This is a genomic window from Corallococcus sp. CA053C (assembly GCF_003611675.1).
Classification (GTDB): domain Bacteria; phylum Myxococcota; class Myxococcia; order Myxococcales; family Myxococcaceae; genus Corallococcus.
On the sequence record NZ_RAWA01000109.1, the window covers coordinates 1 to 24,084 of the forward strand.

Below are 24,084 nucleotides of genomic sequence, written 5' to 3' on the forward strand. Positions count from 1 at the left end.
GGACAGGGGCCCGGCCAGGGCGTGCGGCGGAGGCAGCGGCGCGAAGGAGCGCTCCTCCAGGCGGGGCTTGCGGAAGGCCTGCAGCTCCGGCGGGCCCTCGCGCGTCAGCCCCGGCGGCACGCGGTCCACCTCCACGGTGCCCAGGAACAGCAGTCCCCCCGGCGTCAGGCTGCGCGCCAGGTGGCCCACGGCCGCGTCGCGCGCGGACGGCGAGAAGTACGTGAGCACGTTGCGGCAGAGGATGAAGTCGAAGTGGCCGAAGCGCTCCGGCAGCGGCGCCAGCAGGTTCGCCGGCGCGAAGCGCGTCACCTTGCGCACCGCCGGTACGATGGACACCTGGCGCTCGCCGTGCGCTTCGTAGACGGGGTGCAGCGCGGGCGCGGACTCGCGCCGGGACCAGGTGCCGTAGGTGCCGCGCCGCGCGGCCTCCAGGCTGGCCTCGTGCAGGTCGGTGCCCACCACCTCCACGGGCATCCCCGCGGGCGCGCACGCCAGCAGGCACGCGGCCAGCGAGTACGCCTCTTCGCCGGTGGCGCACCCGGCGCTCCAGCCGCGCAGGTGCATGGCGCCGTGGCGCAGCGCGGACGGCACGCCCTCCGACGCGATGAAGCGGAAGTGCTCCGGCTGGCGGAAGAAGTAGGTCTCCCCCACCAGCACCGCGCGCACCAGCGTGTAGGCCAGGGGAGACCCCAGCTGCTGCAGTTCGCTCAGGACCTCCGTGGGCACGCGGCCCCGCGCCAGCTCCGCGCGAAGCACGCGCTCCACCGCATCCTGGGCGATGGCGTCTTCACGAAAGCCAGTGGTGTCCGCCACCACTTCGCGGGCGCGGGCCAACAGCCGGGGGTCGAGCCCTGCACTCATGCGCTCCGCTCTTCCTCCACCGGCGCGAGCAGCGCGGGCAGGTCGCGCAGGAGTCCCCGCGCGATGAACACCTTCGGATCCAGGATGGGCAACGCGCGGCCGCCGGTGCGCAACATCCCCAACAGCCCCTCCTGCAGGAGGCCATGCTCGGCGCCACCCACCTTCTCGCGCCGGTCGATGTCGGTCGCCTGGAACTCCTCCGGATCACGCACCGTGTCCACGGTGAGCGCCAGCGACACCCCTTCGGCCTCGATGACCACCAGCATCCGCTCCGCGATGGCCACCTGGTGCTTCACGCCCAGCCGCTGCGCCACGTCCAGCACGCACACCGCCTGGCCGCGCAGCTCCACGTACTCGCGCAGGTAGGAAGGACCCGTGGGGAGGGGCCGCGTCGCCGGCTGCAGCAGCACCTCCTTCACCGTGTCCAGCGGCACCGCGAACTCGCGCTCGCCCACCGACAGCCGCAGCACCAGCATGGCGCCAGAGCGCGAACGGCGCCGCGCGCTCGCCAGCGCCTCGCCCACGCGGTTGAGCAGCTCGTCCGCGCGGAAGGGCTTGGGCAGGAACGCCTCCGCGCCCAGCCCCAGACACGCCTCCGCGCGCTGCTTCTCCGACGAGATGATGATGACCGGGATGTCCGTCGTGGAGACATCCGCCTTCATCCGCTGGAGGACCTCGTCGCCGTCCATCTCCGGCATGGACAGGTCCAGCAGCACCGCCGCGGGACGCAGCCGCCCCACCTTCTCCAGTGCCTCGCGGCCATTGCTGGCCGTGTGGATGGTGTAGTGCCCGGAGAGGATGGCCCGCTCCAGCGCCAGGATGGCGTCGCTGTCGTCCACCAGCAGGAGGGAGGGCAGGCTCACGGCGTCACGCCCTGTTCAGGAACTGACGCACCGTCTTGGTCAGCTCGTCGTGCGAAACGGGTTTCTGGATGAAGGCGTTCGCTCCCGCCTCCGTGCCGCGCTGGCGCAGGTCCTCGCCCTTCTCCGCCGTCAACAGGATGACCGGCACGTTTCGCACCTGGAGCTGCGCGCTCGCGCGCACCTCCTTCACGAACGTGATGCCATCCATGTTGGGCATGTTGATGTCAGCGATCACCACGCTCACCGGCACCAACCGGAGCAGCTGCAGTGCGCGCTGTGCGTCCTCGGCCTCAACGATGCTCACCTTGAGGTTCATCAGGTAGATCTTGAGGATGTTGCGGACGGTCGGGCTGTCGTCCACCAGCAAGACGTTGATGCTCACTGTGCCACGGCTCCTCGCACAGACTCCGCGAAGTGCGGAGCGACCTGCGCTGCATGAGTGATCCTACCGTGAGCGCTTCGAATTGCGGAAGCGGGGGGGCTCCGTCCGTTTGGGAGCCGGGCAGGCGAATGTCTGTAATTTGAGACAGCGTTGGAAAGCGTCAGCCCTCCTTGGGAGTGGGGGTCGTAAGGACCCCTTCCGCGCCCTCGGTGGCGTCCACCGGCGGCGCGCCCACGGCGTGGAAGCCGCCGTCCACGTGGACCATCTCGCCCGTGGTGGAAGGCATCCAGTCCGACAGCATGGCGCACGCGGTGCGCGCGACGTGCTCGTGGCTGTCCTTGTCGCTCCAGCCCAGCGGCGCCTGCTTGCCCCAGTACTGCGCCAGGGACTTGAAGCCCGGGATGCCCTTGGCCGCGATGGTCGCCAGGGGACCGGCCGCCAGCGCGTTCACCCGGATGCCCTTGGGCCCCAGGTCGCGCGCCAGGTAGCGCACGGTGGCCTCCATCGCCGCCTTGCACACGCCCATCCAGTCATAGATGGGCCACGCCTGCCGGTTGTCGAAGTCCAGCGCCACGATGGAGCCGCCCGGCGGCATCAGCGGAACACACGCCATGGCCAGTTCCTTCACGGAGAAGGCGGAGATGCGGAACGCGGTCTGCACGCTCTCCCACGGGGTGTTGAGGAAGTTGCCGCCCAGCGCGTCCTCGGGCGCGTACGCGATGGCGTGCAGCACGCCGTCCACGCGGCCCCACTTCTGGCGCAGCGACTCCGTGAGCGCCGGGAAGTGCGCGGGGTTCGTCACGTCCAGTTCCAGCACCTCCGTGCCGGGCTTGAGGCGCTTCGCGCTGCGCTCCGTGAGCGACTTCGCGCGGCCAAAGCCCGTGAGGATGATTTCAGCGCCCTGCGCCAGTGCGTGCTCGGCCACGCCGAAGGCCAGCGACTGCGGGGTGAGCACGCCAGTGATGAGCAGCTTCTTGCCCTGGAGGAGCATGTCGGTACGTTCCCGAAAGAAGAGTGGAAGGAGGGGGCGCGTGCTTACCACTCCTGGAGAACGGCAGGGGCCCCCGGCCCGGATTCCCATCCACGCCTGCATGTACGCCCGTTCAGCATGCCGAACGCTCCCCCACCCCCGGGCTTCTTCCCGTGGCGGAAATCCGCGTCTTGTGAAGTTGCGCTCACGCGGCGCATGACCGCATCTGCTCCCCCCGGTCGGGGACAGGCGGCCGGGCGCGGCCCGCTTCAACAAAGCTGTGGCGAAAACCCCCCAACGCGGCGCCCTTCCAGTAAAAGACCCCCCGCCATGGCGAATTTCCAGGACAGCTTCCTCTCTGGTGCCAACATCGACTTCATCGAGGGGCTCTACGCGCGCTTCCTCGATGATCCCGGCAGCGTGGATCCGAGTTGGCGCGAAGTGTTCGAGCGCAACAACGGCACCGGCCGGCCCATCTTCAACGCCAAGCTGCTGGAGGCCCCCGCGCCCGTTGCCCCCGAGGGCAAGGCGAAGGGCAACGGCAAGGCGAACGGGGCCGTGCAGACGGCGCAGGTCGCCGTCGCCGCGCCGGTCGCCGTCGCCGCGCCGGTGGCTCCCGCGCAGGACATCGGGCTGCAGTCGAAGGTGGACCAGGCCATCACCGCCTTCCGGCTGCGCGGCCACCTGCGCGCGAGCCTGGATCCGCTGGAGCGCCCGCGCCCGCCCCTGGGGCACGTCGCGGACGTGGCGCTGATGGATGAGAACCACTTCACCGCGAAGGAGCTGGAGCAGGCGGTGGAGTGCAACAACGTCTTCCCGCAGCAGCGCGTGCGCCTGTCGGACCTGGTGACGCGGCTCAAGCGCACGTACTCCAGCCACATCGGCGTGGAGTTCATGCAGATGCTCGACAGCGAGCGTCGCCGCTGGCTCATGCAGCGCATGGAGCACAGCGACAACCGCACGGCGTTCTCGGTGGAGGAGCAGCGGCACATCCTCACCAAGCTGTCGTACGCGGAGGGCTTCGAACACTTCCTCCACACGAAGTACGTGGGCGCCAAGCGCTTCAGCCTGGACGGCGGCGAAGCGCTCATCCCCATGCTGGACGCCCTGCTGGAGGTCGGCAGCGGCATGGGCCTGAAGGAGCTCGTCATCGGCATGGCCCACCGCGGCCGCCTCAACGTGCTGACGAACATCCTGGGCAAGAAGCCGGATCAGATCTTCAGCGAGTTCGACGGGCCCAAGGACCCCAAGGCGTACCTGGGCCGGGGCGACGTGAAGTACCACATGGGCTTCTCCTCGGACCACGCCACGCGCGCGGGGAAGAACGTCCACCTGTCGCTGGCGTTCAACCCCAGCCACCTGGAGTGCGTGGGCCCCGTGGTGGAGGGCCGCGTGCGCGCCAAGCAGGACCGGGGCGGCGACACGGAGCGCACGGGCGTGATGCCCCTGCTCATCCACGGCGACGCGGCCTTCATCGGACAGGGCGTCGTCGCGGAGACGCTCAACTTCGCGGGCCTCAAGGGCTACACCACGGGCGGCACGGTCCACGTCGTCATCAACAACCAGGTCGGCTTCACCACCGACCCGTCGGACTCGCGCTCCAGCATCTACTCCACCGCCATCGCGCAGATGCTGGACATCCCGGTGTTCCACGTGAACGGGGATGACCCGGAGGCGTGCGTCCACGTGGCGAAGCTCGCGGCGGAGTACCGCCAGACGTTCAAGAGCGACGTGGTCATCGACCTCATCTGCTACCGCCGCTACGGCCACAACGAGGGCGACGACCCGTCCTTCACGCAGCCGTCCATGTACGAGCTCATCCGCAAGCACCCGCCGGTGCGCGCGCTGTACGCGAAGACGCTGGCGGATCAGGGCCGCATCACCGCGGACGAGTCCGACGCGCTCAAGCAGCGCTGCTACCAGGACTTCGACGCGGCGCTCACCCGCGCCCGCCAGGAGAGCCAGTTCAAGGAGCCCAACGCGCTGGAGGGGCTCTGGAAGACGTACAAGGGCGGCCTGCTGAAGAACGCGCCCCAGGTGTCCACCGCGGTGGCGAAGGACACGCTGCGCGCCGCGCTCCAGAAGCTGGCCACCGCGCCGGAGGGCTTCCAGGTCCACCGCGACGTGGAGCGCACGGTGCTCAAGAAGCGCCTGGGCATGCTGGACAGCGAGGAGCTGCAGTGGAGCGAGGGCGAGTCGCTGGCGTACGCCACGCTGCTCGCGGAGGGCTATGGCATCCGCCTGTCCGGCCAGGACAGCGAGCGCGGCACCTTCAGCCACCGCCACGCGGTGCTGCACGACGTGCAGACGGGCCAGGAGTTCGTCCCCCTGCGCCAGTTCCCCACCGGCAAGGCGTCGTTCAACGTCTACAACAGCCCGCTGTCGGAGATGGGCGTGCTGGGCTTCGACTACGGCTACAGCCTGGACGTGCCGGACGGCCTCACCCTCTGGGAGGCCCAGTTCGGTGACTTCGCCAACGGCGCGCAGATCATCATCGACCAGTTCATCGCGGCGGCGGAGAGCAAGTGGCGCCGGCTGAGCGGCATCACGCTGCTCCTGCCGCACAGCTACGAAGGTCAGGGCCCGGAGCACTCCAGCGCGCGCCTGGAGCGCTTCCTGGACCTGTGCGCCGAGGACAACCTCCAGGTCTGCTACCCCACCACGCCCGCGCAGATCTTCCACCTCTTGCGCCGTCAGGTGCTGCGCCCGGTGCGCAAGCCGCTGGTCATCATGTCGCCCAAGAGCCTGCTGCGCCGTCCGGAGGCCACGAGCCGCATGGACGAGCTGGCGACGGGCGGCTTCCAGGAGGTCATCCTGGACGCGAAGGCGGACCCCGCGAAGGTGACGCGGCTGCTCCTGTGCAGCGGCAAGGTGTCCTACGACCTGACCAAGGCCCGGGACGAGCGCAAGGACGAGAGCATCGCCATCGTGCGGGTGGAGCAGCTGTACCCGTTCCCGCACGACGAGCTGGCGAACCTGGTGGCGAAGCTGCCGAAGCTGCAGGAGCTGTACTGGGTGCAGGAGGAGCCCCGCAACGCGGGCGCCTGGCACTTCATGTTCCCGCGCCTGCACGACCTGCTCTCCGCCCGTTCGCAGCAGCAGCCGGTGAAGTTGGGCTACATCGGCCGTGCCGAGGCCGCGAGCCCCGCCACCGGCTTCCCCAAGACGCACGACTACGAGCAGCAGCTCATCATCGAAGAAGCCATCCTCCGAGGAACCCAGAATGGCCGTTGAACTGAAAGTCCCGCCCCTCGGTGAGTCCATCACCGAGGCCGTCGTCGGCAAGTGGAACAAGAAGCAGGGTGACACGGTCGCCGCGGACGAGCCGCTCGTCGTGCTGGAGACCGACAAGGTCACCATCGACGTGCCGTCTCCGGCCGCTGGCAGCATCGCGTCCATCGCCTTCAAGGAGGGCGACAAGGTCCGCGTGGGCGACGTGCTGGGCACCATCGAGCCAGGAGGTGCCGGTGCCGGCGCCGGTGCCGCGGCTTCCCCCGCGGTCGCCGCCGCCACGCCCGCGCCCGCCGCTGGCGCCACCCCGGTGTCGGCTCCGGCCGCCGCCGGGTCCGACGCGCGCATCACCCCCACCGCGAAGAAGATGGCGGAGGAGAACCGGGTGGATGTGGGTCAGCTCAAGGGCTCCGGCACCGGTGGCCGCATCGTGAAGGAGGACGTGCTGGGGCAGTTGAACCGCCCGGCCACGCCCGCCGCGCCGCAGGCCCCTTCCGCGCCCCCGGCTCCGGCCGCGCCGTCCGGGCCGCGTCCCAACGCCGCGCGCGAGGAGCGCGTGCGCATGACGCCCCTGCGCAAGCGCGTCGCGGAGCGGCTGCTCCAGGCGCAGTCCAACGCCGCCCTGCTCACCACCTTCAACGAGGTGGACATGGGCGAGGTGATGGCGCTTCGCAAGAAGTACAACGACAAGTTCCAGGCGAAGCACGGCGTGAAGCTCGGGTTCATGAGCTTCTTCATCCGCGCGTCGGTGGAGGCCCTCAAGGCGTTCCCGCAGATCAACGCGGAGATCGACGGCGAGGACGTCATCTTCAAGCACTACTACGACATCGGCGTGGCCGTGAGCGGCAGCCGCGGTCTCGTGGTGCCGGTGGTGCGCGACGCGGACAAGCTGTCGCTCGCGGACCTGGAGAAGACGGTGGGTGACTACGGCGGCCGTGCGCGCAACGACAAGCTGACCTTGTCGGAGCTGCAGGGCGGCACCTTCACCATCACCAACGGGGGCATCTTCGGCTCCATGCTGTCCACGCCCATCCTGAACCCGCCGCAGACGGGCATCCTGGGCATGCACAACATCGTGGACCGCCCCGTGGCCCGCGACGGCCAGGTCGTCATCCGGCCCATCATGTACGTCGCCCTCACGTACGACCACCGCCTGGTGGACGGCCGGGAAGCGGTGCAGTTCCTGGTGCGCGTGAAGGAGTGCATCGAGGACCCGGAGCGCCTGCTGCTCGACATCTGACCCACTCCTCCGCACATCCTCGCGAGAGGTGGGAAGACGGGCATTCCCCGGGGGCTGGCTGGACTTCCAGTCAGCCCTTTCACTACAAATAGGTCCGTCTCCCCGGTCGTCGGGCAGAACGGGCGGCCTCCCCCACGGCTGCCCTGCAAACGCAAGGAAGCGCAATGGCAACTGGCACCGTGAAGTGGTTCAACGACGCGAAGGGCTTCGGCTTCATCACCCAGGACGGCGGCGGCGAGGACGTGTTCTGCCACCACACCGCCATCAACATGGATGGGTTCCGCACGCTGGCCGAAGGCCAGAAGGTGGAGTTCGAGGTCACCAAGGGCCCCAAGGGCCTGCAGGCGCAGAACGTCCGCGCGGCGTGAAGTGACGCGTCGTCCTCAGCCATTCCTCACGGACTGGTTGAAATGAAGAGGCCCGGAACCCCACGGTAGGGGATCCGGGCCTCTGCCTTTTGGGGGCGCTGTCTGGCGTTGCGCGCGCTACTTCAGGGTCTGCTGGAAGTGGGCAATCACGCGCTCGTACTGGCGCTCGGTGACCAGCGGATCCGGGACCATGTGCGTGAGGCCACTCAACGGCAGCAGCTGGTGCGGCTTGCCGGCGCGGAAGAGCGCATCCGACAGCTTCAGCGTGTGGAAGAAGTAGACGTTGTCGTCCGCGGTGCCGTGCAACAGCAGCAGCGCGCCAATGGGGCTGTCCTTCTTCGCGTACGTCAGCAGGCTGCTGACTTCATAGGCCTGGGGCGTCTCCTCGGGCAGGCCCAGGTAGCGCTCGGTGTAGTGCGTGTCGTAGTCACGCCAGTCCACCACCGGGGCGCCCGACACGGCGGACTTGAAGAAGTCCGGGCGCTTCAGCGCGGCCAGCGCGGCCATGTACCCGCCGAAGCTCCAGCCCGTGATGCCCACGCGCCGCAGGTCCAGCTCCGGCACTTCCTTCGCCAGCGCCTGCACCGCTTCAATCTGATCATCCAGCGTGATGGTGGCGAAGTCGTTCTTCACCACGCGGTTCCACTCGGCGGTGCGCAGCGGCGTGCCGCGGCCGTCCACCTTCACCACGAGGAAGCCCTTGTCGGCCATCCACTGGCTGAGCAAGTGCGCGGCCATGGACTGGTGCACCACGGTGGTGGTGGGGCCGGCATACACCTCCACGATGACGGGCAGCTTGGTGCCGGGCTTGAAGTCACGCGGCTTCACCAGCGAGGTCCAGAACTTCTTCGGGCCCACCTGGCGCACCTCGAAGTTCGGGGTGAAGCCGGGCTCCTGTGCCACCTCCGGCAGCTCGCCCAGCTTCGTGCCGTCGCCCTTGAAGATCAGGGTGCGCGGCATGCTCTTGGGGCCCTGGGTGCTCAGCACCACGAGGCCGCCGTTCTTCGACACCATGCCCACTTCCACGCCCGGGCCGGTGCTGCCCGTGGCCACCTCCTCCGGAGCGCCGCCGGCCTTCACGCGCCACAGGTGGCTCTCGGTGGGGTTCGGGTCGCCGGAGAAGAAGAGCGTCTTGTCCGACTGCACGAAGCGCGCGAGGTTCCGGAAGCCCGCGGACGGCTTCACCACGGAGCGGTCCAGTTCGCCCGTGGCCTTGCGCAGCTCCACCTCCGGACCGTCGTTGCGCTCGGTGTACCAGAGGAAGCCCGAGCCATCCTCCAGCCACAGGGGGAAGTCCTGGTTCAGCTCCACCCACGCCTTGTCCTGCTCGGTGAGCAGCACGCGCGTCTTGCCCGTGGCGGGGTCCACCGCGAGCACCTGCTCCTCGGTCTGGAGCCGGTTCTGCACCACCAGCGTCAGCGGCCCGCCCTTGTCCCACTTCACCGTGGCCAGGTACGGGTACTTCTGCGCATCCCACTGCGCCCACACCGTCTTCCCGCCGGTGACGGGCGTGATGCCCAGACGCACCTTCGCGTTGGCCTTGCCGGGGCGCGGGTACGGGAACACCTCGCCCCCCTTCTCCGGGTGCATCACGTCCACGATGGTGAGCTTCTCCACCTCGGACGTGTCGGACTCCGTGTACGCAATGGACTTCGCGTCCGGGCTCCACCAGTAGCCGGAGAAGCGGCTCATCTCCTCCTGCGCGACGAACTCCGCCAGGCCGTGCGTCTTCTCCGCGGTGCCGCCCTGCGTGACGCGCTTCTCCTGGTTGGCCGCCAGGTCCACCCGGTACACGTCATGCTCGCGCACGTAGGCCACCTGCTTGCCGTCCGGGGACAGGCGCGGATCGATGACGCCCGGGCCCGTCTTCACCTCGGTGGACTTGCCGGTGGCGCGGTCCACCACGTAGAGGCGCCCGGAGAGGGGCACCAGCAGGCGGGTGCCGTCCTCGGAGAGGCCGTAGGAGGTGAAGCCCCGGGCGCTCACGCGCATGCGCTCGCGGCGGGCCTTCTCTTCCGGAGACAGCGTCTCCTCGGCGCCCTTGAGCAGGGCCTCCGGGGTGAGCAGCTCGCGGGCCTGACCGGTGGCCACGTCGAACGCGTAGAGCATCTGCACGTTGGACGTGGGCGAGGTGCGCAGGAAGAGCACGGACTGCTCATCCGGGGTGATGCGCACGCCCACGGGACGCCCGCTCTGGAAGCGGCGCGTCTCGGCGTACTGGCGAAGGAAGGTGTCCGGCTGCTTTTGCGATGGGGCCATGGCGGGGGGCTTGCGCTCCTGGGCGAAGGCGGGGGCGCTCATGAGCAGGAGCGCGGCGGTGAGGGCTTGACGCATGCGTAGTTGAATCCCCGCGCGGGGCGGGGCTCCTTTCGCGGGAAGATGCAGGCCAGCCTACACTCCAGCCGACCGGCGGCCCCCCAACGTCTGGCCCCCAAGAGGATTCCCACCCGCATGCACCCGGAAGATGACAACGCCCTGCGGCACCTGCGCCTCGCGGGCGTGGTGCGCCTGGGGCTGGGCGGAGGCCGCGGCCCCACCGACGCCTACGTGTTCGACCCGCACCGGCTCGCGCTGCCCGCGTGGGCGTGTGCGCTGGGAGAGTCGGGCCCCCCTGCCCTGCTGGTGACGTTGGACCGGCACCTGGACATCGTGGTGCCGGAGCGGCCCGCGGACATGCCGGACCGCTCCGCGGGCCTTCGCGCGCTGGACGAACATGCGCGCTGGCACCTGAACGTGCGCAACTACGACCACATCCTCGCGGCGATGGAGGCGAACCTCGTGGGGGACGCGCTCCTCATCGCGCGCACGCGGCCCCGGGGCTCCTTCGCGGGAGACACCTACGTGGACACGCGGGGACGGTCCCACCGGTTGGTGTCCGTGACGACGGTGGACCGCGCGGCGGAGGCGTACCGCAACCCCGGCCCCACCGATGCGGTGCGCGACGTCCTCGAGGCCGCGTCGAGCGTGCTGCTGGACGTGGACCTGGACTGCTTCACCAGCCTGAGCGACGCGGATCCGACCACGGTGCTGCCGTGGCCCAAGGCCATCATCCGCGAGTTCCTCCTGCCCCCCGACTCGGAGCCCTTCTGGGACGCGGTGCTGGCCAAGGCGGTGGCGCTGACGTTCGCGCGCGAGCCCCACCACTGCGGCGGCCTGCTGCCCTCCGGCGAGCTGTTCCGCGACGCGGCGGAGGTGCTCTTCCGGGAGCTGCTGCGCGTCGAACCGCCCTGAGCGACCGACGGACGGGCTTCAGGGCGAGTCGAGGAACGACGGCCGGTAGTCGGTCACCTGCCCGCTGCTGAGCGACAGCCGGCTGCCGATGGGAGGCCGGTCGCCGTTGAGCACGTAGCCGAAGTCGATGCGGAACGGGAACACGTTGAACTGGGGGAACAGCAGCCGCAGGCCCACGCCCACGGTGCTCACCATCTCCGGCCGCTTGTTGAACGCGCTGCCCGAGTCGAAGAAGAACACTCCGCCCAGGTGCACCGTGCGCACGACGATGGGCGCGGTCCGGTACTCCAGGTTCACCAGCAGCAGTCGCTTGCCGGAGTAGGCGTCCACCGCCGAGCCGCGCAGGCCGTTGTTGCCCCCCAGCAGGCTCACGCGGTCGGACAGGTCGTCGATGTTCACGTCCAGCAGACCTCGCGCGACGAAGCGCCCACCGAGCACGCGCGGCGACACCTGCACCAGCTCCGCGGCCCACCGCCGGTTGGTCCACCCCTCCTGACCGCCGCTGAACTGCTGACGGATGGACGCGGCGGCGGACGCGGTGGTGAGCGCGTCCCCCCATTGCACGCGGTAGCGCGCGGACAGGCTCCCTTGCGCGAAGTGCGCCGCGGACGGGAACACCGGCGGCGCATACCGCAGCGTGGCCAGCACCGAGTGCCCCAACTGGAAGTCCTCCGACAGCGTGTACGAATCCACGTTGCGGAGCACGGCGTAGCGGGCCTCGAAGGCGCTGAGGGAGAAGTTCGCGTACCCCGCGTCCTCCGCGCGCGGCAGGTAGTTGCGCCGGAACCAGTCCGCCTGCGCGTCGCTGAGCTGCGAGGCCAGCGGCGCCGCGTAGGCGTAGTGGTAGGCCCCCGCGCCCAGCCCCACGTTCCACTTGTAGCGCTCGCCGTACGAGCGCGTGTACGTGGCGCCCGCCGCCACCTCGCGCGTGTTGTAGACGTACGGCACCGGGTCGCCGTCCGGGTACGGCAACTGCCAGATGTCCGCGCCCCGGTACTGGCGCGCGGTCTCCACGTTCCACGCGACGGACGTGCTCAGGCTCCACGGTGTCGAGAGCGAGTACAGCGGCCGGCTGACGGAGAGGCTCCCGCGCGACCCTTCCGCGCGGCCCGTGTCGCGGTTGATCAACACCGCCGCGGACTCCGTCAGCGACCAGCGGCTGCCCAGCACGCGCTTGTCGGTGTAGCTCTGCCCCAGGCTGAAGGTGTCCAGCCGGAGGATGAAGTCCACCGCCACCTTCTTGCCGCGTCCCAGGAAGTTCTGCTCCGTGGCCTGCAAGCGCAGGTACAGCAGCAGCGAGCCCACGGCGGAGAACTCGTTGTTGAGCCGCAGCGACCACAGGTCCTTCGTCACCAGCAGCAGCGCGACCTTGTCCGGCGCGCTGCCCTTCACCGGCACCGCGCGCACCACGGAGAAGAGGCCCAGCTTGCGCAGGTTGCGCACCGACTCCGCGACGAGCGTCGCCGAGTACGGCTGCCCCGGCGTCAGCAGCACCTCCTGGCGCACCACCTCGTCGCGGGTGCGGATGTGGAAGATGTTGAGCAGCGAGGGGTACGGATCCATCGGCGCCACGACCTCTTCGGCGGCGACGAGCACCTCCTCCAGCACCTTGCCCTCGGGGGCGGGCTCCACCTGGCGCTCGACCTCGCCCAGGCCCCAGGTGATGAGCGCGTCCTCGTAGTTCGCGCGCACGTCCGCTTCGGGCTGGGCGGGCGCGTCCGTGGCCGGCTCCGGAGACGCGGCTCCGGACGCGACGAGCACGGTGGACAGCAGGGCGAGCAGCGGGAGCGGCACGCGCGCATCCTGTCATGCGCCGCGCCTGCCGCCAGCCTCCTCACTCCAGCGCGGTGCGAAGGTCTCCCGGCCGGGCCATGGGCAGCTTCTCCCCCCGGGCAATGGCCGCCACGATGCGCGCCAGCTGATCCACCCCGTCCGTCAGCGCCGCCGGCCCCGGCTGAAGGATGTAGCTGCTCCTCACCTCGTAGAGCTGGTCGTCCACCACCGCGCGCACCCGCTCCCAGCCGGGCCGGGACGCAATCTTCTCCCGCTTCGCCTTGCGCCCGCACCAGCTCGCGATGACGCCCTCAGGGTCGCGGCGCGCCACCTCCGCGGGCTCGAAGATGCGGCCCTTGGCCCCCTGCGACGCGCGCGACTCCTGGCACACGTCCTCGCCCCCCACCACCTCCACCAGCTCCGAACACCAGCGGATGCCGGAGATGAGCGGCTCGTGCCACTCCTCGAAGAAGATGCGCGGCCGGCGGGGCAGCGACTGCGCCGCGTCCGAGTGCCGCTCCAGGTTCTTCTCCAGCTCCGCCGCCAGCGCTTCTGACGCCTCCGCGCGTCCCACCAGCGCGCCCGTCAGCCGCACCGTCTGCAATATCTCCGCGAGCGAGCGCTGGTTGAACAGGTACACGGGCACGCCGCGCTTGCACAGCTCCCGGCCGATGTCCGCCTGCAGGTCGGAGAAGCCCAGCACCAGGTCCGGCTTCAGCTCCAGGATGCGCTCGAAGTTCGCGTCCAGGAACGAGCTGACGCGCGGCTTCTTGCGCGCCTCCGGCGGACGCACCGTGAACCCCGACACCCCGACGACCAGCTCCCCCGCCCCGATGCGGTAGAGCACCTCCGTCGTCTCCTCCGTCATGCACACCACCCGCCGCGGGTAGCGCGGCGCCGACGACAACAGCGAGGACAAGTGGGCGTTCATGGCGCGGACCCTAACGCGCCCGCCCCGCCTCCACCTGGGATGACGCATCGCATAAGCCCTGCCCCACTGTGCGGCAGCGGACGCTGATTTTCCTGATTTCCCAAACGCTCCGGGCGCCATCAGCACGGGAAGTGCGGGAGTGCAGGCACGCGGTCCGGGCCGGAAACTCGGGCCGCGGTCGTGTCGCGATACGGCGGCACGTCTCTTGGGCGGTTTTCCAAGGCGGTGCTAGCATCCGCGCGCATCCGTACCGCCGAGCGCCGTCCTTCTCGTTGCCTGGGGGAACACATGATCGAAAGCGACGCCCCCCGAAAGGGCGCGCCCACCGACGTGGCGGATCCTCTCCTTGGGAGGGTCCTCAACGAACGCTTCCGCATCCTGGAGACGCTCGGCGCCGGAGGCATGGGTCGTGTCTACAAGGCCATGCAGGCCCCGTTGGATCGCCTGGTGGCGCTCAAGGTCCTGAACCCGCAGTACAGCGGCGAGGGCAAGGACCCCGGCTTCCAGAAGCGCTTCTTCCTGGAGGCCAGCGTCACCGCGAAGCTGCGCCACCCCAACACCGTCACCGTCATCGACTACGGGAAGACGGAAGACGGCATCTACTACATCGCCATGGAGTACCTGGAGGGGCTGACGCTGTCGCAGCTCCTCACGCAGGAGGGCTCGCTGCAGTGGGACCGCGCGCTGAGCATCGCGCAGCAGATCGCCCGCTCGCTGCGCGAGGCGCACAAGGTCGGCCTCATCCACCGCGACCTCAAGCCCGCCAACGTCATGGTCCTCAACCAGGAGACCGACCACGACGTGGTGAAGGTGCTCGACTTCGGCCTGGTGAAGTCCTTCATCGGCGACGCCAGCATGAAGGAGGACACCACGCTCACGCAGGCGGGCGTCATCCTCGGGTCGCCGCAGTACATGGCGCCGGAGCAGGCGCGCAACGTCGCGGATCCGCGCAGCGACGTGTACAGCCTGGGCGTGGTGCTCTATCAAATCCTGATGGGCCGGCCGCCCTTCCAGGCGGCGCAGAGCATCGACGTCATCGTCAAGCACATCAACGACCCGCCGCCCTCCTTCCACACCGTGTGGCCCGACCACGGCATCCCCGCGGAGGTGGAGACGCTGGTGATGAAGTGCCTGGCCAAGCGCCCGGTGGACCGCTACCAGTCCATGGACGCGGTGCTCCAGGGCATGCGCGCCGCGGCCTCCGCGTCCGGCGTCAGCGGCGTCTTCTCCAGCCCGCGCACCGGCCTCAATGCGATGGGCTCCGGCCCGCACAGTGGCCCGCACTCGGGTCCCCACGCGCTGGGCTCCGGCCCCAACACCGTGGCGCTGGACATCTCCGTGGACGAGCAGCAGGCCGCGCCGGAGAAGAAGTCCAACCGGGGGCTGGGCATCGCCCTGTTCGGCGGCTCCGTGCTGCTGGGCATCGCCGCGGCCGTCATCTTCGTGCTGCGCTCCACCCAGCCGCCGCCGGCCGCGCCCCGGATGGTGCGCTTCCACGTGGAGAGCGAGCCCGCGGGCGCGCAGGTCACCATCAACGGGCGCCCGCGGGGCCAGACGCCGCTGGACATTGACCGCACCCCGGATGACTCCGGGCTCGCGTCGCTGGAATTGACGTTCGCGCTGGACGGCTACCAGACCGTGAGCAAGACCTTCACGGGTGAGCCTGGCAGCACGGTCCCCGCGTCCATGAAGCTGCCGCAGTTGCCCCGCATCAAGAAGCCGGGACCGAAGCCGAAGGCTTCCGGTTCCACGTACAAGGACGATCCGTACCAGTGACCATCCCGACAGTCTTTCGACGTGGGGCGCTCCTCGCGCTGTGTCTTTGCGCGACCGAGGCCCTGGCGGACGCCCGCCTTGAAGCGCGCCGCCACTTCCGCAACGGCATGAACCTCATCGAGCAGAAGCAGTTCGATGAAGGCATCGCCGAGCTGGAAGAGGCCTACAAGATCAAGCCGCACCCGAGCGTGCTCTACAACATCGCCCGGGCCTACCAGGACGCGGGCCGGCTGCCGGAGGCGTTGGACGCCTTCAAGCGCTACCTCGCCGCCAACCCGCCGGACGCCGCCAGCGTGCAGGCCCAGGTGGCGCGGCTGGAGGCCACGCAGCAGGCCGCCTCCGCGGAAGCGCCCCCGCCCGGCAGCACTCCGGGGACAACAGGGACGCCGGGCTCCAACCTGCCCATGCCCCCGCCGCCCCCCACGAGCATCCAGGCCCAGCAGCAGCTGGCCATGCTCATGGAGCGGCTGGAGAAGGCCGTCAACCGCGCCGAGTCGCTCACCGCCAACGCGTCCCCACAGCCGCAGGCGTCCGCCAACGCGCCCGCGTCCAACACCGCGAACAGCTCCGACAGCGCACAACAGGGCGACACCTCCGGCGACCAGGGCTTCGTGCCGTACGAGGAGCGCGTGGTGACGGCGAGCCGCCGCGCCCAGTCCTCGCTGGAGGCGCCCAACGCCACCACCGTCATCACGTCGGAGGACATCCGCCTGTCGGGTGCCACCACGCTACCGGAGCTCTTGCGGCGCGTGCCCGGCGCGGACGTGATGGCCCTGGGCGTGGGCAGCGCCAACGTCAGCCTGCGCGGCTTCAACCAGCGGCTGTCCAACAAGGTGCTGGTGCTGGTGGACGGCCGCACGGAGTACCAGGACTTCATCGGCCTCACCGTGTGGGCTGGCCTGCCCATCGGCCTGGAGGAGATCGACCGCATCGAGGTCATCCGCGGTCCGGGCAGCGCGCTCTACGGCGCCAACGCGATGCTGGGCGTCATCAACATCATCACCCAGGCCCCCGGCACCGGCCGGCGCGCGCGCTTCAGCGCCATGGCGGGCGGCGGCAACACCGTGCAGGGCTCCTTCGTCAGCCACGGCCAGAACGGCGCCCTGCGCTACCGCGCGTCCGCCGCCTACCGTCAGGAGGACAAGTGGACCCGCGACTACGCGAGCGGCCGTCCGGACTTCGCCCTCCGGGACGAGGACCCCGACCTGGGCACGCGCGGCGCCCGCGGCAACCTCTCCACCGTCTACACGTTCTCCGACGACCGGTCGGTCGGCCTGTCCGGCGGCGTGCACCGCTACAACACGGAGATCTATCCGCTGGGCCTGCTGCGCAACTACTCCATGGACGCCCTGGGCGCGTACGCCAAGGGTGACGTGGAGCTGGGGGCGGTGAAGCTCAAGGCCTTCTGGAACCACCTGTCCGGCACCGCGGGGCCGCAGTACGAGGCCATTGGCCAGCGCTCGCTGGTCACCAACATCGCCTCCAACGTCTTCAACGGCGAGGCGCTGTACGCGCGCGGCTTCGAGCTCGCGGGCGAGCACCAGGTGAACATCGGCGTGGAGGGCCGCCTCAAGCGCGTGGCCTTCGGCTACCTGGACGGCAACCTGCGCGAGGAGTTCCACGCGGCCGCCTTCATCCAGGACGAGTGGCGCATCGTGCAGCCCCTGCGCCTCGTCGTCAGCTACCGCGTGGACCGCCACCCGCTGCTCGACAAGGGCCAGCCGGGCATCGCGCAGTCGCCGCGCCTGTCCGCCGTCTTCCAGCCCATGGAAGGCCATGCCTTCCGCGCGTCCGTGGCCACCGCCTTCCGCGAGCCCACGTTCCTGGAGAGCTACACGCGGCTGCCCGTGCCCGTGCCGGGCGTCAACGGCGTCAGCGTGCTGACCACCGGCAACCGGCAGCTGCGGCCGGAGCGGCTCAACGCGCTGGAATTGGGCTGGCGCGGAGAGTCCCCGCGGCTGGGCCTGGACTGGGACGTGGCCCTCTACCAGAACACGGTGAAGGACCTCATCGGCCTGTCCCCCGTGCAGCGGCTGCCCGCGGGCGAGACCTACGACAGCGGCAGCGGCAGCTACCTGGTGGGCCGCTCGCTGTTCACCAACGAGAACGCCATCTACACCGCGCGAGGCGCGGAGGCCGGCATCAACCTGTCCCCCATCGACGGCCTGGGCATCAAGGCGAGCGCCGCGTACCAGCACGTCAGCTCCGACCTGCCGGAAGAAGGCCAGTGCGGCCCGTGCAGCCAGGCGCCGGGCTTCCGGCTGTTCGGTGGCATCACGTACCGCACGCGCAAGGACCTGGAGTTCGGCGTCGACGCGGCCTTCACGTCCTCCACCACCTGGGTGGAGCGCGAGCCCGCCGCCACCGACCCCACGCGCGTGGACCTGCTGGCCAACAACCTCCCCGCGTACACCGTCGTCAACGCCCGCGTGGGCTACGACGTGGCGAAGGACTTCGCGTCCGTGGCGCTGATGGGCAGCCAGTTGGGCGGCGGCCACGCGGAACACCCCTTCGGCAACCGCATCGAGCGCCGCGTGTTCGCCACCCTCACGGTGACCCCATGAAGCGCGCCCCTTCGTCCCCCTTCCTGCGCGGGCTTGCCGCCGTCACGTTCGCGTCGCTCCTCGCGCTGGGCTGCGATTCTCCGGAGGTGATGCCCACCGCGGACGGCCGCCAGAACACGCGCGCCGCGCGCATCGAGGGCAGCCTCGTCGTGCAGTCGTCCGCCCGGGGCAATGCCATCGTGTTCCTCTACAGCGCGGACGCCCTGCCCCCGCCGCAGGGCTCCGGCCGTCCCCTGGCCTTCACCGTCATCCCCGCCGCGGAGCTGTTCGGCGCGTCGCTGGGTGACACCAGCACCGGCCCGTTCACCGCGCCGTTCGCGCTGAGCCTCGTGGCGCCCGGCCGCTACCTGCTGCGCGGCTTCATCGACGCGGACACCTGCCGGCTCATCCCGCAGCCGTGCCACGTGCCCGACTTCAATCCGTTCTACGGCGTCACCGGCGAGCCCAACGCGGGCGACGTGGGCGGCGGCAGCGTGGATCCGGCCACCGGCGCCGCGCGCATCCTGGAGGTGACGACGGACGCGGACGGTTGGCCCCAGCCGCTCACCGGCGTCTCCGTGTCCTTCGGCAGCACCGCCACGGTGCCGTTCGACCGGCCCGCCTTCCAGGTCGCGGAGTCGCGCGACTTCGACACCTCCAGCGCTACCTCGAAGGTGCTGACGCTCACGCCGCAGCAGTTCACCGGCGCGGTGGATCAGCGGCCCCCGGGCTTCTGGGTGCAGCTGGTGGACGCCAACCGCGACGGCATCCCCGACGACGCCAATGCCGACGGCGTGCCGGACTTCTGGCCGCGCGTGGTGGTGCGCAAGCTGGCGGATGTGCCCGGCGTCGTGGACGAGAACGACCTGGACCGCAACGGCCTGGTGGACGCGGAAGGCGTGGACTACGCGCGCGTCAACGGCGGCAAGGACGGCAAGCCGGACGCGGTGGTGCTGGCGGCGGGCCTGGCGCCCGATCCCCTGCTCGCCGCACTGTTGGACGACCAGGGGAAGCCCCGCCCGCAGCCCGTCTTCGTGCCGCAGCTCACCGTGCTCATCCGGGCCCTGGCGGTGGACGCGCGTGATCCCGCCGCGCCCGCGCCCCTGACCGCCGTTCCCCCGGGGCGCTACAGCGTCACCCTGCTGCAGTCCACGGGGCAGACCTGGCGTGTTCCGAACGAGTTGGATCCGGTGCTGGCGGAGCCTGCTGGGCTTCCGGGAGTCGCGTCGCAGGCCTTCGTGCTCGAGGTGCGTTGAGGGCTTCGCAGCCCTGGTGAAATCTCCGCGTGGGGCGGTGCGTTGCTTTGACTTCGCATGGCCCATCCGCGACCATGGGGGGGTGTTGTTGGAGGCATCCCCCCTCCCTGAGGTTCTGATTCCGATGAAGGCCGGCCCCCTCTCCGCACCCGAACCCGTGCCGTCCCGCCCCACGGGAAGCACGCCCACGGTCCGCCCGGCCTCGGGGAACGGCCCGCAGCGCGTGCTGCTGGTGGACGACAGCCGCTCCATCCGGACGCTGCTGAAGATCTACCTGATGGCCCGCAGCTTCGAGTTCCTGGAGGCCGAGTCCGCGGAAGAGGGCCTCAAGGTCGCGGAAGCGGAGCCGGTGGACCTCATCCTCACCGACTTCCACATGGACGGGATGAACGGCGCGGACTTCGCCGGACAGATTCGCGCCAGCACGAACGCGAAGCTGTCCAAGGTCCCCATCCTGATGATGACCGGCGACCCGAACGTGGCGGAGGTGCGAGCCCTGGGTCAGAAGGCCGGCATCAGTGCGTTCGTGCGCAAGCCCGTGAGCTGCGCGCAGCTGATGACGCTGGTGGACACCATCCTCCCGCTGCCCCGCGTCGCGAAGTAACCCGCCTCACGCCGTGCGCTGCGCGGCGGCGAGCGCCCGGCGCTTGCGCACGGCCTCTCCCACGCGCACGGCCAGCAGCAACGCCAGCACGGCGCCGTAGAGCGCCGGCTCCGTGACGTCCTTCTTCACCCGCCACACGAAGTGCACCACGCCCAGCACCGCGGCCACGTAGGCCAGCCGGTGCAGGCGCTGCCACTTCGGGAAGCCCAGCCTGCGCACCTGGCGGTTCGTGGAGGTGACGGCCAGCGGCACCAGCAGTACGAACGCGGTGAAGCCCACGGTGATGAAGGGCCGCGTCAGCACGTCCTCCGCCATGGCGCGCACGTCCAGGCCCTGATCCAACACCGAGTACGTGAGGAAGTGCGCGCACACGTACGCGAACGCCAGCAGCCCCAGCGTGCGGCGGATGCGCGCGGGCCACGTCCAGCCGAAGACGAGCCGCAGGGGCGTGCACGCCAGCGACGCCAGCAGCATCGCCAGCGCGAAGAGGCCCGTCTGGTTGAGGGCGAACTCGATGCCGTTGGCCCCGAGTTGCCCCTGGGCGCCCTGCACCGCGAGCTGGGCCAGCGGGGCCAGTCCCCCCACGGCGACGGCGGGGTTGAGCCAGGGTTGCTTGGAGGCCATGCGCTAGAAGTCCCGCTTCAGGTCCATGCCACGGTAGAGGTCGGCCACCTGCTCCGCGTAGCCGTTGAAGGGCAGCGTGGGCCGCCGCCCGCTGTCGCCAATGCGGCGCTCGGAGGCCTGGCTCCAGCGCGGGTGATCCACCGCCGGGTTCACGTTGGCGTAGAAGCCGTACTCGCGCCCGTTGGCCAGGTTCCACGTCGTGCGCGGCTGCTCGCGCGTGAGCGTGATGCGCACGATGGACTTGATGCCCTTGAAGCCGTACTTCCACGGCACCACCAGCCGCAGCGGCGCCCCGTTCTGCGCGGGCAACTGCTTGCCGTAGAGGCCCGTGGCCAGCAGCGTCAGCGGGTGCAGGGCTTCATCCAGGCGCAGGCCTTCCACATAGGGCCAGTCCAGCACCGGGCTCTTCTGGCCGGGCATCTGCTCCGGATCCTCCAGCGTGGTGAAGGCCACGTACTTCGCGAAGGACGTGGGCTGCACCTGCTCCAGCAGCTTGCCCAGCGGGATGCCCAGCCACGGAATCACCATGGACCATGCCTCCACGCAGCGCATCCGGTAGACGCGCTCCTCCAGGGGGAAGCTGGAGATGAGCTGATCCACGTCCACCGTCCGCGGCTTCAGCACCTCGCCGTCGATGACGACGGTCCACGGCCGCGTCTTGAGCGTGTGCGCGCGGCGGGCCGGGTCGTTCTTGTCGAGGCCGAACTCGTAGAAGTTGTTGTAGGTGGTGATGTCCTCGTAGGACGTGCGCGGCTCGGACGTGTCGAAGGCGCCCTGCGCCGGGGCCACCGGCTGCGCCACCGCGCCCGCGTCCGGGACGAAGCCGTCCATGGGCTGGGTCCGCTTCAGGCCCAGCAGGTACAGCCCGCCCCCGACCACGGCGGCGGTGCCCGCGAACAGGCCCGCGTTCTTGATGAGCTCGCGGCGGCGCAGGTAGAGCTTCTCGGGCGTTACCTCGGAGCCGGGGGGCTCGGGGGGGAGCTTGTCGCGCATGACCCCTCTATAACGCCCCAGCGCCCCTTCCGGTTACAGCCGGGCGTCCTTCACCCGCCACAGCCGCCACCAGGGCGTGCCGGGGGACTCGTGGTGCTCCCAGTGGTAGCCGAAGAAGAAGCACGACAGGAGCGCCCACAGGTGGTTGCGCGGCAGGGTGCGCGCGTGGTGCGGCGCCATGGCCTCCGTGTCCGGCCGACGGTGGGGCCGCCAGGTGCCGAAGTAGAAGAGCTGCACGGTGGCCAGCACCGACGGCAGCACCCAGAAGCCCAGGATGCGCGCCTGGCCCACGCCCAGGAGCAGCAGGGCGTTGAACTTCAGCGCCATCACCAGCAGCTGCGGCCAGGTGGTGTAGCGCACCATGAAGATCGCGAACCACGGCCAGAAGGATTGGGTGCGGGTGGCGAAGTCCGGGTCGTGTTCCCCGGTGGGGTCCGCGTGGTGGGCGCGGTGGTTCACCACCAGCCGCCGGTAGGACAGGCCCGCGAAGAGGAAGCAGGCCACCGTGCCCACCGCCGCGTTCACCCGGCGGTGCAGGGACACGGTGCCGTGCATGGCGTCATGGCCGGTGATGAAGAGGCCGGTGGACAGCCACATCTGCAGGACGACGTGCAGCCAGGTGAGCGGTGAGTCCCACGGCCGCGCGGGCCCGGCCAGGAGCCACGCCAGGTGCCCACCCCACGCGCCCAGCACGGTGAGGGCCAGGACGATGCCCCACGGGTCGGGGGGCACGGGACGGGGGTGGGACTCAAGCGCCATGGGCCTTGCCTAACGCTACTTCGTGCCGGCCGCCGTGGGCGCGGCGGCGGGCGCGCCGAAGTCGCGCACCAGTGTGTCGGCGGTGACGTAGCGCGGCTCGATGTCCACCGGCACGTTCTTCAGCCGCTCCAGCACCTTCTGCACGGAGGGCCGCACCACGCCCTGCTTCGCGAGCAGCGCTTCGGCTTCCGCGCGGTCACCCTTGGCCTGCAGCGCCATGAGCTGGTTCGTCAGTGAGGTGACGGAGGCCTGCATCTTCTCCGGCACCACCTCGAACGTGCCGTCCGCGTTCACCTTCACCGCGCCGGTGTCCAGGAAGTGGTTGAGCTGGAGCGCGATGCCCTTGCCGTGCGCCTCGTCGATGCCGAAGCGGATGGAGCGGAACGCGGACGCGAGGAACGTCGTGTACATGGTGCGCTGGAGGGACTTGTCCAGGGTGCCCTTGTCCACCAGTCGCTGGAGCGCCCACAGGCCGGAGATGTCCGCCTTGGCCTCCTCAATCGCGCTGGAGGACGCCTGCAGCGCCTGCCGCACCGTCGTCTGCTTCCCGGCCACGGTGACGTTGTGGGGCCCCAGGCCGTGCATCAGCTCGTGCATGAGGATGTGCGTGAAGAAGGCGTCGAAGGCCACGTCCTTGCGGTCCTTCGCGGGCAGCGCCACCTTCGCGATGGGCAGCAGCACGCGCTGGAACTTCGCCTCCTGCACGTTCTTGAGCATCACGCGCTTGGTGCCCTTCTCCGCCGCCACGCGCTCGTCGTTGGGCAGGTTGAAGGCCGCCGTCTGCACGCCCCGGTTGCCGTCACCGGACGAATACAGGCTGTTGATGACGCGGATGGGGGCCAGGGCACCCAGCTTCGGATTGCGCAGCGCCGGTTCGATGGGGAGGTTGTTCTCCAGCTCCTGGAGCTCCGCGCTGAACTTCGCCAGCTTCTGCGTCTCCACGTCGTCGCGCACGCCGATGAACGCCTCGAACGCGGCCTTGTAGTTGAACCAGCCGTCCTCGTAGACCTCATAGGGCCCGACGGTGGGCTCCACGCTCGCGTCCAGCTCCATCCACGCGACCTCGCTCGCGTAGTAGTCGTTGGACAGGAACGCCGCCGCGCGCTTCTCCAGGAAGGCCTTGAGCGTGGGCTGCTGGGTGAGCGCCGCCGCCTCGCGCAACAGCTGCGCGGCCTGCCCCAGCTCGCCCTGGTATTCGACGCTGTAGGGCACGCTCACGAACTTGCCGTCCGGCCCCTTGCGAATCGTGGTGAAGAAGCCCGTGGCCGCGTGCTGCTGCGCCTCCGGCAGCCCCTTCACCCACGCCTCCACCTCCGCCTTGGTGGCGCCCGCCGGGTAGAAGTTCCCCTCGTCCGGCTTGGCCGGCACGCCGGGCAGGAACGGCTTCGCCTCGTCCAGGCGCGACCAGGGGCCCTTGTTGAGCAGGAACGCGTGCAGCCGCGCCTGGCCCAGGGGCGTGGTGTCCTTCACCAGGTCCAGGAGCAGGGTCTCGTTGCCCGCCCAGGCCTGGCGCAGGAAGAGGGGGTCCATCAGCTTCGCGGCCTGGACCACCTTGGCCAGGGCGCGCTTCTCCGCGTCCGGCAGCTTGGAGACGTCCACCTTCAGGTCCACCGGGGCGAAGCGCGCGGTCATCCGCTTCAGCGTCGGGGCGTCGGGCAGGCGGGCGGGCGCTTCCGCGG

Annotated in this window: 19 protein-coding genes; 8 read left to right on the forward strand and 11 right to left on the reverse strand. The window is 70.1% G+C overall.

Annotated elements, in window-relative coordinates:
* The 4 genes from D7V97_RS16695 to fabI form a co-directional block, all read right to left on the reverse strand.
* Window positions 1-861, reverse strand: an 861-nt coding sequence (locus tag D7V97_RS16695; RefSeq protein WP_233582890.1) for a protein-glutamate O-methyltransferase CheR, incomplete at its 3' end; no start/stop codon positions are given.
* The gene (locus D7V97_RS16700; RefSeq protein WP_120611640.1) at window positions 858-1,724 is read right to left on the reverse strand and encodes a response regulator; all 867 of its coding nucleotides are present in this window, start codon (window positions 1,722-1,724) and stop codon (window positions 858-860) included. The genes D7V97_RS16695 and D7V97_RS16700, both read right to left, overlap by 4 nt.
* A 4-nt stretch (window positions 1,725-1,728) precedes the next feature.
* The gene (locus tag D7V97_RS16705) at window positions 1,729-2,106 is read right to left on the reverse strand and encodes a response regulator (RefSeq protein ID WP_120611641.1); all 378 of its coding nucleotides are present in this window, start codon (window positions 2,104-2,106) and stop codon (window positions 1,729-1,731) included.
* A gap of 160 nt (window positions 2,107-2,266) precedes the next feature.
* Window positions 2,267-3,097: an enoyl-ACP reductase FabI gene (gene fabI / locus D7V97_RS16710; RefSeq protein WP_120611642.1), complete on the reverse strand. Its 831-nt coding sequence runs from the start codon at window positions 3,095-3,097 to the stop codon at window positions 2,267-2,269.
* Between the two features lie 309 nt (window positions 3,098-3,406).
* Between fabI and D7V97_RS16715 the strand changes: the two genes are divergently transcribed.
* The 3 genes from D7V97_RS16715 to D7V97_RS16725 all read left to right on the forward strand — a co-directional run bounded on the left by D7V97_RS16715 (window position 3,407) and on the right by D7V97_RS16725 (window position 7,915).
* A complete protein-coding gene (locus tag D7V97_RS16715) occupies window positions 3,407-6,310 on the forward strand; it encodes a 2-oxoglutarate dehydrogenase E1 component (protein ID WP_120611643.1) in 2,904 nt (967 codons plus the stop codon).
* Window positions 6,300-7,547: a 2-oxoglutarate dehydrogenase complex dihydrolipoyllysine-residue succinyltransferase gene (gene odhB, locus D7V97_RS16720; protein WP_120611644.1), complete on the forward strand. Its 1,248-nt coding sequence runs from the start codon at window positions 6,300-6,302 to the stop codon at window positions 7,545-7,547. The genes D7V97_RS16715 and odhB overlap by 11 nt, the downstream gene beginning before the upstream one ends.
* A gap of 164 nt (window positions 7,548-7,711) precedes the next feature.
* Window positions 7,712-7,915: a cold-shock protein gene (locus D7V97_RS16725; RefSeq protein ID WP_014397260.1), complete on the forward strand. Its 204-nt coding sequence runs from the start codon at window positions 7,712-7,714 to the stop codon at window positions 7,913-7,915.
* Between the two features lie 117 nt (window positions 7,916-8,032).
* Here the strand turns inward: D7V97_RS16725 and D7V97_RS16730 are convergent, their stop codons facing one another.
* Window positions 8,033-10,249, reverse strand: coding sequence for a S9 family peptidase (locus D7V97_RS16730; RefSeq protein WP_120611645.1), 2,217 nt, complete (start codon window positions 10,247-10,249; stop codon window positions 8,033-8,035).
* A 117-nt stretch (window positions 10,250-10,366) separates the two neighbouring features.
* Here D7V97_RS16730 and D7V97_RS16735 point away from each other — a divergent pair, with 117 nt between their 5' ends.
* Window positions 10,367-11,146: a UPF0489 family protein gene (locus D7V97_RS16735; protein WP_120611646.1), complete on the forward strand. Its 780-nt coding sequence runs from the start codon at window positions 10,367-10,369 to the stop codon at window positions 11,144-11,146.
* Between the two features lie 18 nt (window positions 11,147-11,164).
* Here D7V97_RS16735 and D7V97_RS16740 read toward each other — a convergent pair whose 3' ends face one another.
* Together D7V97_RS16740 and D7V97_RS16745 are read right to left on the reverse strand one after the other, a co-directional pair.
* Window positions 11,165-12,940, reverse strand: coding sequence for a BamA/TamA family outer membrane protein (locus tag D7V97_RS16740; protein WP_120611647.1), 1,776 nt, complete (start codon window positions 12,938-12,940; stop codon window positions 11,165-11,167).
* Between the two features lie 40 nt (window positions 12,941-12,980).
* Window positions 12,981-13,850: an ABC transporter substrate-binding protein gene (locus D7V97_RS16745; RefSeq protein WP_120611648.1), complete on the reverse strand. Its 870-nt coding sequence runs from the start codon at window positions 13,848-13,850 to the stop codon at window positions 12,981-12,983.
* Window positions 13,851-14,138: 288 nt separating this feature from the next.
* Here D7V97_RS16745 and D7V97_RS16750 point away from each other — a divergent pair, with 288 nt between their 5' ends.
* The 4 genes from D7V97_RS16750 (at window position 14,139) to D7V97_RS16765 (ending at window position 20,029) form a co-directional block, all read left to right on the forward strand.
* The gene (locus tag D7V97_RS16750; RefSeq protein WP_120611649.1) at window positions 14,139-15,626 is read left to right on the forward strand and encodes a serine/threonine-protein kinase; all 1,488 of its coding nucleotides are present in this window, start codon (window positions 14,139-14,141) and stop codon (window positions 15,624-15,626) included.
* Window positions 15,623-18,190 (forward strand): TonB-dependent receptor, encoded by a 2,568-nt coding sequence (locus tag D7V97_RS16755; RefSeq protein WP_120611650.1) that lies wholly within the window; start codon window positions 15,623-15,625, stop codon window positions 18,188-18,190. The genes D7V97_RS16750 and D7V97_RS16755 overlap by 4 nt, the downstream gene beginning before the upstream one ends.
* A complete protein-coding gene (locus tag D7V97_RS16760; protein WP_120611651.1) occupies window positions 18,187-19,425 on the forward strand; it encodes a hypothetical protein in 1,239 nt (412 codons plus the stop codon). Before D7V97_RS16755 ends, D7V97_RS16760 begins: the two co-directional genes overlap by 4 nt.
* 124 nt (window positions 19,426-19,549) lie before the next feature.
* On the forward strand, window positions 19,550-20,029 hold the full coding sequence (locus tag D7V97_RS16765; protein ID WP_120611652.1) for a response regulator: 480 nt from the start codon (window positions 19,550-19,552) through the stop codon (window positions 20,027-20,029).
* A 6-nt stretch (window positions 20,030-20,035) separates the two neighbouring features.
* Here D7V97_RS16765 and D7V97_RS16770 read toward each other — a convergent pair whose 3' ends face one another.
* The 4 genes from D7V97_RS16770 to D7V97_RS16785 all read right to left on the reverse strand — a co-directional run.
* Window positions 20,036-20,653: a sulfite oxidase heme-binding subunit YedZ gene (locus tag D7V97_RS16770; protein ID WP_120611653.1), complete on the reverse strand. Its 618-nt coding sequence runs from the start codon at window positions 20,651-20,653 to the stop codon at window positions 20,036-20,038.
* 3 nt (window positions 20,654-20,656) lie between these two features.
* Window positions 20,657-21,646 (reverse strand): protein-methionine-sulfoxide reductase catalytic subunit MsrP, encoded by a 990-nt coding sequence (gene msrP / locus D7V97_RS16775; RefSeq protein ID WP_120611654.1) that lies wholly within the window; start codon window positions 21,644-21,646, stop codon window positions 20,657-20,659.
* A 33-nt stretch (window positions 21,647-21,679) separates the two neighbouring features.
* Complete coding sequence (locus tag D7V97_RS16780; RefSeq protein WP_120611655.1) at window positions 21,680-22,405, reverse strand: fatty acid desaturase; 726 nt, start codon at window positions 22,403-22,405, stop codon at window positions 21,680-21,682.
* Between the two features lie 15 nt (window positions 22,406-22,420).
* On the reverse strand, window positions 22,421-24,084 hold a 1,664-nt coding region (locus D7V97_RS16785), incomplete at its 5' end, for a hypothetical protein (RefSeq protein WP_120611656.1).

Bases quoted from the DNA above. Each gene is read 5' to 3' on its own strand.
- fabI (WP_120611642.1), bottom strand. From the start codon at position 3,097: ATGCTCCTCCAGGGCAAGAAGCTGCTCATCACTGGCGTGCTCACCCCG.
- D7V97_RS16715 (WP_120611643.1), top strand. From the start codon at position 3,407: ATGGCGAATTTCCAGGACAGCTTCCTCTCTGGTGCCAACATCGACTTC.
- odhB (WP_120611644.1), top strand. From the start codon at position 6,300: ATGGCCGTTGAACTGAAAGTCCCGCCCCTCGGTGAGTCCATCACCGAG.
- D7V97_RS16725 (WP_014397260.1), top strand. From the start codon at position 7,712: ATGGCAACTGGCACCGTGAAGTGGTTCAACGACGCGAAGGGCTTCGGC.
- D7V97_RS16730 (WP_120611645.1), bottom strand. From the start codon at position 10,249: ATGCGTCAAGCCCTCACCGCCGCGCTCCTGCTCATGAGCGCCCCCGCC.
- D7V97_RS16735 (WP_120611646.1), top strand. From the start codon at position 10,367: ATGCACCCGGAAGATGACAACGCCCTGCGGCACCTGCGCCTCGCGGGC.
- D7V97_RS16745 (WP_120611648.1), bottom strand. From the start codon at position 13,850: ATGAACGCCCACTTGTCCTCGCTGTTGTCGTCGGCGCCGCGCTACCCG.
- D7V97_RS16750 (WP_120611649.1), top strand. From the start codon at position 14,139: ATGATCGAAAGCGACGCCCCCCGAAAGGGCGCGCCCACCGACGTGGCG.
- D7V97_RS16760 (WP_120611651.1), top strand. From the start codon at position 18,187: ATGAAGCGCGCCCCTTCGTCCCCCTTCCTGCGCGGGCTTGCCGCCGTC.
- D7V97_RS16765 (WP_120611652.1), top strand. From the start codon at position 19,550: ATGAAGGCCGGCCCCCTCTCCGCACCCGAACCCGTGCCGTCCCGCCCC.
- D7V97_RS16770 (WP_120611653.1), bottom strand. From the start codon at position 20,653: ATGGCCTCCAAGCAACCCTGGCTCAACCCCGCCGTCGCCGTGGGGGGA.
- msrP (WP_120611654.1), bottom strand. From the start codon at position 21,646: ATGCGCGACAAGCTCCCCCCCGAGCCCCCCGGCTCCGAGGTAACGCCC.
- D7V97_RS16780 (WP_120611655.1), bottom strand. From the start codon at position 22,405: ATGGCGCTTGAGTCCCACCCCCGTCCCGTGCCCCCCGACCCGTGGGGC.